The sequence below is a fragment of the Streptomyces sp. NPDC001970 genome (assembly GCF_053594115.1).
Window position 1 is genome coordinate 230,192 of sequence record NZ_JBSFDW010000009.1, and the last position, 9,296, is coordinate 239,487.

The 9,296-nt window shown below is 64.9% G+C and carries 4 protein-coding genes and 1 pseudogene; 2 read left to right on the forward strand and 3 right to left on the reverse strand.

Translation table 11 applies throughout. The annotated features are described in order from the left end of the window. Window positions 1-179 precede the first annotated feature (179 nt). The gene (locus tag ACWCP0_RS14695; RefSeq protein ID WP_451079168.1) at window positions 180-1,445 is read right to left on the reverse strand and encodes a restriction endonuclease subunit S; all 1,266 of its coding nucleotides are present in this window, start codon (window positions 1,443-1,445) and stop codon (window positions 180-182) included. Continuing rightward, the gene (locus tag ACWCP0_RS14700; RefSeq protein ID WP_451079169.1) at window positions 1,438-3,885 is read right to left on the reverse strand and encodes an N-6 DNA methylase; all 2,448 of its coding nucleotides are present in this window, start codon (window positions 3,883-3,885) and stop codon (window positions 1,438-1,440) included. The genes ACWCP0_RS14695 and ACWCP0_RS14700 overlap by 8 nt, the downstream gene beginning before the upstream one ends. A 124-nt stretch (window positions 3,886-4,009) precedes the next feature. On the opposite strand from ACWCP0_RS14700, the gene ACWCP0_RS14705 reads away from it, so the two are divergent. Both ACWCP0_RS14705 and ACWCP0_RS14710 read left to right on the forward strand, forming a co-directional pair. Then, entirely contained in the window at window positions 4,010-6,091 is a 2,082-nt protein-coding gene (locus ACWCP0_RS14705; RefSeq protein ID WP_451079170.1) for a 3'-5' exonuclease, read from the forward strand. Between the two features lie 16 nt (window positions 6,092-6,107). Next, complete coding sequence (locus ACWCP0_RS14710) at window positions 6,108-7,925, forward strand: ATP-dependent nuclease (protein WP_451079171.1); 1,818 nt, start codon at window positions 6,108-6,110, stop codon at window positions 7,923-7,925. 412 nt (window positions 7,926-8,337) lie between these two features. Here the strand turns inward: ACWCP0_RS14710 and ACWCP0_RS14715 are convergent. Next, window positions 8,338-9,071 (reverse strand): annotated as a pseudogene (locus ACWCP0_RS14715) (replication initiator); the annotation flags it as partial. Between the last annotated feature and the right edge of the window lie 225 nt (window positions 9,072-9,296).

Consider the following 9,296-nt stretch of genomic DNA (forward strand, 5'->3'; position numbering starts at 1 on the left):
GGACCCGGTGACACCACCCCCCGGATCATCAACAACAAGGGGGGGAAGCCATGCCGGACCCGAAGGCCGGAGGCCCCATTGCGGAGCCACGAAGAAGGTAACGGGGGGCAACCTGGTAGCCGTTCCTCAGCCACGGATCACAGGGCAAGGCATCTGGGCCCACATGCCCACCCGACCGTTCAGACCCGAACCCGCCCAGTCAGCAGGCCTTCCATGATCCCCTGCTTGAGATCCCGAAGCTTGAGCAGCTCCGTCTGCTGCATGCTCAGTAGCTTGCGATGGGCTGCATTAAGGCGGCAGATCTGCTCCATCTCCGTCGCAGAAAATGGAACAACCAAAGCCTGGATAGATGACTGGCTAATGTTCTTCATGCTCGCACTGGTCCCGGTGGCCGCAATCTGGATCTGAGTTCGCAATTCATCCATCTCCAGCACCAAGTTGACGAATTCAGCCGACGCTTTCCTGTCATCGATGACCAGGCGGAGTGTTTTATCGCATAGCATCAGATTCGGTGGGGTCTCTTCGATAATGCAGCTGAGCCCAACAAGATCAGCGGTATTTGCCCGCGTCATGATCAAATCGCCTGCCCGGACACGCAAGCTCTCGTGATGGAATTGCGGGTGCGGAGCTACCTTATTCTCGGCTGGACGAAACCCATCTCGACCCACGGCGCTTACCTTAAGGACGCCCCACTCACCGTTAGTCGCCGGTCGATCTTCTAGATCCGGACTATTTCCTGCCTCGATCCGCGACAACAAGGAGCCAAGCCGAATGCAGGACCAACTATCGGCCGTGGATCCGTCAATCTCCCGAAGGCGAGACGCCTCGACCGAGCCAATAAGTCTAAGTCCGGAACCCATCGCCTGCCGCAACGCCCCTGAGCGTAGAAGTCGCAGCTTCGAAGCTTCAAGAGCCGTAAGCTTTATTTTATCGCCAACTGCATCGAGGATCTCCACGATCCGCCGTTGTTCAGCTGGATCGGCGGGCAGTATGAACTCCAACCGTTCCATCATGTCCGTGGGAAGCCGACCCGTCCCGTGACCCGCCTCATCAACCATCGCGAGGATGTCACGTTCACGAGCCTTGAGGGCGTAGGCGAGGAAAGTCCCGTCGATCCACGCATGAGGCAGCAGTGCCTTGCAGTCCTGCCCAAAGGCCACACGGCGCTGAGCGACACCTACACGGAACTCCTTCTTCAGGCTCATTCCTCGCACAATGAACAGTACAGTTCCAGGTTCAACCACCTTGGTGCCAGCCATACTGCCCACACGGGTCACTCGACGATCCGAATCATTGATCCGGAAGTCCTTGAGACTCGCGGCGCTGATCCACGGGATATCTCCGCCCCAGAAGCGGGGTTCTTCAGTCGCCGGGGTTCCGCCAGACCACCAAGTTCCGCAGTCCTTCAGCCTGACCCGCTTCCAACCCTCAGGGATGTCATGCATAGCCGAGCTCCCGCAGCATCTCGTCGACTCGGGTGGCTGCGGAGGCTCGCTGGGCTTCGAGTTCGGGGAGCGTCACCGCATACTTGGCAGCCCACCTGCTGTACCGGTCGATCAGGGCTTTGCGGCCGGTGGCGAGGCGGGCGTCGAGGCGCCGACCGAGGTCGGCTTTGAGGATGCGCATGACCAGGTCGGGTTCGGTCTCAGCATTGTGGATCTGGCGCACGCCCGAGCCGAGGTGGTCAATGAAGGCGGCTTCCAGTTTGCGGACCTTGGACTTGGTCGCGGTGAGCTGGGCGCGCAAGCGCTTCACCACGACGGGATCGACCTCCTCGACCTCGTCGGCGTCGTCCTCGGAGGTCGCAGTGGCGGCCTTGACCTTGGCGTCGAGCTCAGCCCGGAGATTCTCGGTCTCTTCCAGCTCGATGAGGTAGTCAGCGAGGACGTACGGGACCAACGGGTGCTCCCGGGCTTTCCGTTTGGCGGCTGCCTGGCGCTGGGCGTTCAGTACCGCCGAGCCGTCATCCGTGAAAGCGGTCTGGATCGTCGTCGTCCAGCCTTGAACGACCCCACTGAACTGGTGGTACGCCAGCGTGCGGATGTCGTATTGGACGCTGCCCCACCAGGAGGCGACCGCCCCAGAGAGCTGGAATCGGTCGAGCGTGCCGAGGGGTTCGAGTTCTGCGACAAAGGACTCCAGCAGCTCGGCGCGGGTGTCCATGATCTTGCGGGTGTCGGGCAGCTCGCTCAGCCGCTTACTGTGGCGACTCCACCACTGATCGAACGCGTCCCGCACAAGCGCTTCGGCTGGCGCGGCCAGCTCCCGGATACGGTCTGCGGCCCACTGCCAGCCGTCGGCCGGGAAGTCGTAGTAGTCGGCGTCTCGTTCGGCAAACAGCGAGTGCACGTCCACGCCGTATGCCTGGAAAGCGGGCTCGTGCTCACGGACCTCGGACTTCGGGACGCCGCCGTGCAGGTGGGCCCGGACGTCCTGGGGCTCCGGCGGCGGGGTGCTGTCGACGTAACGCCGGATGTTGAGGTTGAACTGGTTGTCTTCGAGCTCCTTGAGCGACACTACGCGGGCGAAGCCGGGGATGTCGTGTGTCGGGTCGGACAGATAGGCTCGGTAAGCGGCGACGATTTTCTCGGCGTGTTCGGGTTCGAGGTAGTTCTGGGCGCGGCCGGACAGGTACTCGCGGTCTGCGTTGATAAACAAGACCTTGCCCTGGTGCGAGGTCGGGCGGGAGCCGGGGCCGCGCAGGATCAGGATGCATGCCGGGATACCGGTGCCGTAGAACAGGTTTGAGGCGAGGCCGATGACGGCCTCTAGCCGGTCGGCCTCGATGACCCTTTGCCGGATGGCCTGTTCCTCGCCGCCGCGAAACAGCACGCCGTGCGGCATGACCGTGGCGCCGATGCCGTCGGGCCGGAGCACCGAGAGCACATGCTGGGCGAACATCCAGTCGGCCTTCTTCCCCGTCTCTGGAGTCCAGCCGTATTCGAAGCGGTCGGCATGCTTCATCCCGGCGCGCACGTAGTTCTGTGAGAACGGCGGATTCGTGAGAACCCGGTCGAAGAGCGTCAGTGTCGAACCATCCGGCTCGATGTGCAACGGATTGGCGAGGGTGTCGTCGTTCTCCAGGTCGGCGTTGACGATGCCGTGCAGGATCATGTTCATCTTCGAAATCGCCCAGGTGCCACCGTTGGCTTCCTGGCCGTACAAGCGCAGATCTTGGGCGTCCTCGCCGGCCTGCGCGACGTACTCCTTCGACATGATCAGCATGCCGCCGGAGCCGGCGCACGGGTCGTACACCCGCATTCCCGAGTGCGGATCGACCAAGCGCGTCATCATCCGGACGACGCCGCGCGGGGTGTAGAACTCCCCGCCCTTCTTGCCCGCCGAGTCGGCGAACTCGCCGATGAGGTACTCGTAGGCGGCGCCCAGCAGGTCGGGGAACTCGAAGTCCTCGTTGCGGAGCCGGTAGTGGTCGAAGTGCCTGATAAGGGCACGCAGTTTCTGGTCTGACAGCGACGTCTTGCCGACCTTGCGGTTGAAGTCGATGTGCCCGACCACGCCCTGCAGGGCTGTTGCGTTCCCGGTCTCCAGCGCGGCCAAGGCCTTGTTGAGCAGGTCCGCGACGCCGTTCTCGGCCGACTTGCCGACCAGGCGTCTCCATCGGGCCGCCGTCGGCACGAAGAAGTCGCCGCCCTGGTAGAACGCCCGGTTGTCGGCGATCTCTTCAGCCTGCGCCTGTGTCCGGCCCGCCGCGATCTGCTCGGCAATGACCCGGGCCCGGATCGTGTCGAACTGGTCGGAGCAGCGCTTGAGGAACAACATCCCGAAGATGTATTCCTTGAACTCCGAGGCATCCATTTTGCCACGCAAGATGTCGGCCGCGCCGAAGAGATGCGCTTCCAGCTGCGGCAACGTCAGCTTCGCCACAGGCGGAGCCCCCAGTCGTCAGTCAAGGCGGGTCACAGAACCCCTTACGATACTGCGCAGCACAGATCATCAACCACTTACCATGAGGGTTGCCCACCTCGTCGGAGGAGTGTCCGTGCCGCCGTTGGCGATCGCCAAGGAGTTCCTTTCCGAGTACGCCAAGCTGGAGAAGCCTGTCCAGAAGGCCGTGCAGGCCGCGCTCGGGAAGTTCGCCCAAGCCACCCATGCGGGACTGCATCTGGAGAAGCTCAACCGGGCCGAAGACCCTCGAATCAGGACAATTCGCATCAACCAGTTCTATCGCGGGGTTGTCCTGGCGCCGGCGACAGGAGACCTCTACTGCCTGCTGCGGGTCCTGCCACACGACGACGCGATCGCTTGGGCCACGACGAGGTTGTTCACCGTCAATCAGGTTCTCGGCGTCCTTGAGGTGCGCGACGAGACGCAGCTGCAGAACATGACCAGCACACTGCGTCTGGCCGCCGAAGCTACACCGGCCAGGCTCTTCGACCATGTCAAGGACTCGGACTTCCGCACACTCGGCATCGACGACCAAGTGCTGCCGATCGTCCGATTGCTGACCCGGGAGGCGCACCTGGACGCCCTCCAGCACATGCTGCCGTCACTCCAGTACGACGTCCTCGTCGCGCTGGCCTCGGGGATGACGGTCGAGGAGACCTGGGGGGAGGTCAGCAAGCATCTCGTCAACGCCGCCAAGCCCGACCGGGTAGAGCCGGACGATCTGTCCGCAGCGATCGGGCGGACCCCCGACCAAGTCGCGCTTGTCAGCGGCCCCGAAGACCTTGAGAAGCTGCTGCGCCCCCCATTTGCACTGTGGAGGATCTTTCTCCATCCGATGCAGCGCCGAATCGCTTACCACGATCCCTATCCCGGCTCGGTGATGATCACCGGCGGTGCGGGCACTGGCAAGACGGTGACTGCCCTGCACCGGGCTGCGCATCTCGCCGGACTCTACAACAGTGGCGCGCCGATCCTGCTGACCACCTACAGTCGCCCGCTCACCGCAGAGTTGGCTCGTCAGCTGGACCGGCTCGTCGAGGACCCCGAGGACCGTGACCGGATCGAGGTGATCACCACTGATCAGTTTGCTGCCCGGGTTGTTAGCGACCGGCTCGGAAGTCGCCCGGTGGTGCCCACGTCGCGTGAACTGGTCAGCCTGGCCGACACCGTGCACCCGGACTACGCCGGAGAATTCCTGGTCGACGAATGGGAGCAGGTGCTGCTCGCCCAGAACATCACCACGCTGGAGGCCTATCTGGCAGCAGCACGCACCGGCCGAGGTCAGGGTCTGCCTCGCTCGGAGCGGCCGTCCGTTTGGGCCGCCATCGAGACCCTGCGGACTCAGCTGAGCGACCTCGGGCGCTGGTCATTCCTGCAGATAGCCGATGAGGCGGCACGAATCCTGCGGCAGGAGGACGGGCCTGCCGTCTACCAGCACGTCATCGTCGACGAAGCACAGGACCTGCATCCGGCGCAGTGGCGGTTGCTCCGGGCGGCCGTCCGCCCGGCCGAGGACGACCTGTTCCTCGTTGCGGACCCGCATCAGCGGATCTGGCAGCATCGGGTACCGCTGAAGAGCACTGGGATCAACATCGTCGGCCGGACACAGCGACTGACCGTCAGCTACCGCACCACCCAGGAGATCCTCACCTGGGCCGTCCGGGTGCTGGGGCTCGTGTCCGAGGAGGACCTCGATGGCTGGCCCGACAGCCGGGAAGGCTACGAGTCGCCGATGCACGGCCGCCGGCCGATCGTCAGGCGGTTCACGGAGTGGTCCGAGGAGCGCGCTGCCGTGGTCTCCCAAGTCCGGGCCTGGCTAGCCGACGGTGTCGAACCGGGTGCGATCGCCATCGCGGCCCGGGTCAACGCCAAGTCCGACGAGGTTGCGGGCGCACTTCGCTCCGCGGGCATCGTGCCCGAGCCGCCGGGTCCGTCCGGCGGCCATGTCCAGGTCGGCACGATGCACAGCATGAAGGGCCTGGAGTTTCAGTGCGTCGCGGTCGTCGGCGTCCAGGACAAGGTGGTGCCGCACGACCGGGCGATCGTTCCGTTGGATGTCGACAGGGCCGCCCACCTGGAGAGTGTGCAGAGGGAGCGGTGCGTTCTCTATGTCGCGTGCACTCGTGCCCGTGACCGGCTGTATGTGTCGTATTCCGGGGCTCCCAGCCCCTTCCTCCCCCGCTGAGTTCGAGGAGCCTCCCATGCGCCCCCTACGCGTGGCCATCCGGAACGTTCGCGGCGCCCTCGACGTCGAACTGCACCTGCGTCCGTTCGGCGCGCTGATCGGCCCGAACAACGCGGGAAAGTCCACTCTCATAGATGCCGTCCTACTGTTCTACGGCGCACTGGACTGGGACGAAACCCGAGACCTTCCCTGGCATGCGGAGCCTGGTGCAGAATCCTGGGTGGAGATCGACTACAGCGTTGACGCCGCCGAGGCCAAGCAGATCGGCGTCGACCTCGTCGACAGCGATCTCCTCCGGATCCGGCGCTGGTTCACCAAGAGTACTGACCGTCTTGCCGGGGCTTACTACCTGATTCCCCAGGACGGCGGTGAACCACAGCCGACCGGTTGGACCAGTGCCGCCAAGCTCGGTCAGTGCGTCTATATCCCGGCGATCAGCAAGATGGCCGACCACATGTCGCTGACCGGTCCCTCGCCTTTGCGAGACGTACTGCTCCTCGCCTTCTCTGAGCGGCACATCGAAACCATGCTCATGACCGCTAGGGCTGCTCTCGGAACGCTGAGCAGTGCGTTGCAGGAAGGGCCCATCACTGACCTCGAGAGCGATCTCGACGAGGCGCTGATGCCCTGGGGCCTGTCCGCGAAGGTCGACGTCGGAGAGCTGTCCAACGAGCTGATCATGCGCCACCTCATCGAGCTGCGACTCCACCAGGAGGGCACTCACCGCCCACTGGAGACCCAGGGATCCGGCGTGCAGCGCACCATGATCGCCGCGCTGATCCAAGCGGCGGCACGGCTACGGGCTCGGGCCAAGGAGGGCGCGTTCCGGTGGGTCCTCTTCGAGGAGCCCGAGGCATTCCTCCACCCTTCCCAGGTGACACGGCTCGCCCACGACCTGCACCAGCTCGTTGCCGCGGGCAACACAGCAGTGACGATCACCACGCACAACGCATCCGTGATCGCGGCTGCCGAGACCTCCCCTGAAGCGATCACGCGGGTGCGTCGTTCACTGCACCGGATCGAAGTGGCATCGCCTGCTCCCGCTCTCGTGAGTAGGGTTCTCTCGGACATACACACCCGCTCGGCCTACGCCGTAGGCTCTCGCTCCTGTTTCAAAACTGCCCGTCTGACTCCGGCCGACGAGGAACGGGACCGGGTTCTCTACGACCTGGACGCGCACCGGGCAGCCGCATTCTTCGCTGACCGGGTGATCGTCGTCGAAGGTCCTAGCGACGTGCTGTTCTTCGAGTGGCTGGCCCGTCGGGGTCTTCTGGCCAAACTCGGGCCTAATGTCGGCCTCCTCAGCGCGTTCGGTAAATTTGAGCTGCATCGTGCGGCGAGCACTTTGTCCCTGTTCGGTATCCCGCACGTTGTTCTCTGGGACGAGGACGCGGTCATGGCCACAACTCAGAGCAACCTCAAGAAGCGGCTGTGCGAAGACGCATCGGCGCTCACCGCGTTGGCGGCGTCTGCCAACGATTCAGAATCATCCTTCGTTGGCGCGGTTCGTCTCACCGGCACAATTGAGCGCTGGCTCGGCATCACTGAGGAGAAGGACAATCCCTGGAAGGCAGCCAACATCGGCGCGTCCCTCAGCCAGGCCTACGCAGACCCATCTTCACCGCTGCCGGAGCGGGTTAACAGTCTGCTTGCTGTGCTCGAAGACCTGTTCGTGGGCCGGGACATCGCTTCCTACCGGCAGCTTCCAGAGTTTCAGGGCGCACTGATCTCACCAGCCCTGCCTCCACTGGCCGTCGATTTGCCACTTGAGGTCGCGGCCTTCCCGCGTCACACGTGTAGTTGCCCCGTACCCGCGTGGCCACGGGTCATCTGATGGTCCAGCCCTAAAGCCGTGGAGCCGGCGCCCCAGCCACGACGTACCCCTTACACGGCAAGCGGCTTCTGCGGTCCACACCTGATCCACTGGGCCAGGTGAGGTTGCTGCTACGCCACCGTTCGAAGTTGACGGCAGCCCTGACGGCAACGAGGGCACACAGACGCGCATGATCGCTGTCCTGAGCGATCGCGACAGGAGGGCACCGGGACTCCTCGTCACGTGCTGCCCGATCCTACGGATCAGAAGGTTGCAGGTTCGAATCCTGCCGAGTGCACACAGGACAGAGGCCCCGGACGACAAGTCCGGGGCCTCTCGCGTTGGGCCGTACAGCAGCGAAGTACAGCAACCGTGTCGGCCGATGTCAGCCGGTGCCGCCCATCGCGTCGGACGGCTTGCCGATCGCCTCGCGCACCTCTTCCTCGCTCGCTTCGGCGTAGACCTCCATCGTCATGGCGATCTGTGAGTGCCGTGGTGGGGAGTCGGGGCCGTTCGGTCCGCCGAGGCGGATCACGGCGGGGAAGTGGATGGCGCCCCGCTTTTGGAACTCGGCGACCTTGCCGTAGGACAGGCGCAGTTGGTCGGTCAGGGCGCGCTGTGACAGTCCGGTGCGGGCAGCGAGCTCGCGGCGCAGCCGGGTGGTGAAGCGCTGCCAGAGCTGCCCGGCGTGGTTGTTGAACAGGACCGTCCCGGCGTAGTCGTAGGTGCCCGGGTCGAGGGCGGTGCCGAGGGCGAGATCGTCCTCTGCGTGCTGGGTGTCGCAGCGGCACAGGCCACGGTCCGGGCGGTTGTGGACCGGGCCGAACGAGGGCGCGGTGAGGGTGGCGAACACGCGGGGGTGATCGCGCACGGTCGCGGGGATGTCTTTGGACTCATCTCCGGCGAGCCCGGCGCGGATCAGGTGGTCGGTGTCCCCGGCGTAGGTGCAGGCGCAGGCGGGGCAGCGGGAGGCGCGGCGGTTGCCGCAGGCGACGCGGAGCCGTCCGACCGGCTCGGTGTCGGTCGAGTAGCGGCGCAGCGTCTCGCCGGTCACGCGGTCTTTGGCGAGAGTCCAGCCGGTCAGGTGGATCGGGTCGGAGCATCCGCCGGTGCGGCGCACCTGGTCCTGCCAGCGGTCGAAGCCGGGGCCCCGGCCGCCCTGAGCATGTCGCCCAGGGTGACCGGGTCCAGGCCCGCGAACGTCGCGGAATTGGTCACGCCCTCACCGCCTGGGCGGCGAGGGCGAAGACCGAGTAGACCCGCAGGGAGGCCCTGCCGAGCGGCGCGGAGAACTCCAGATCTCTCGCCCCATGGCAGCTCCGTAAGTTGTTAGGCGGCCCGGGAGGGCCGGGTGTGGCTGATGGCAGCTTGTCTCGTGTGACTCGGCAGGAG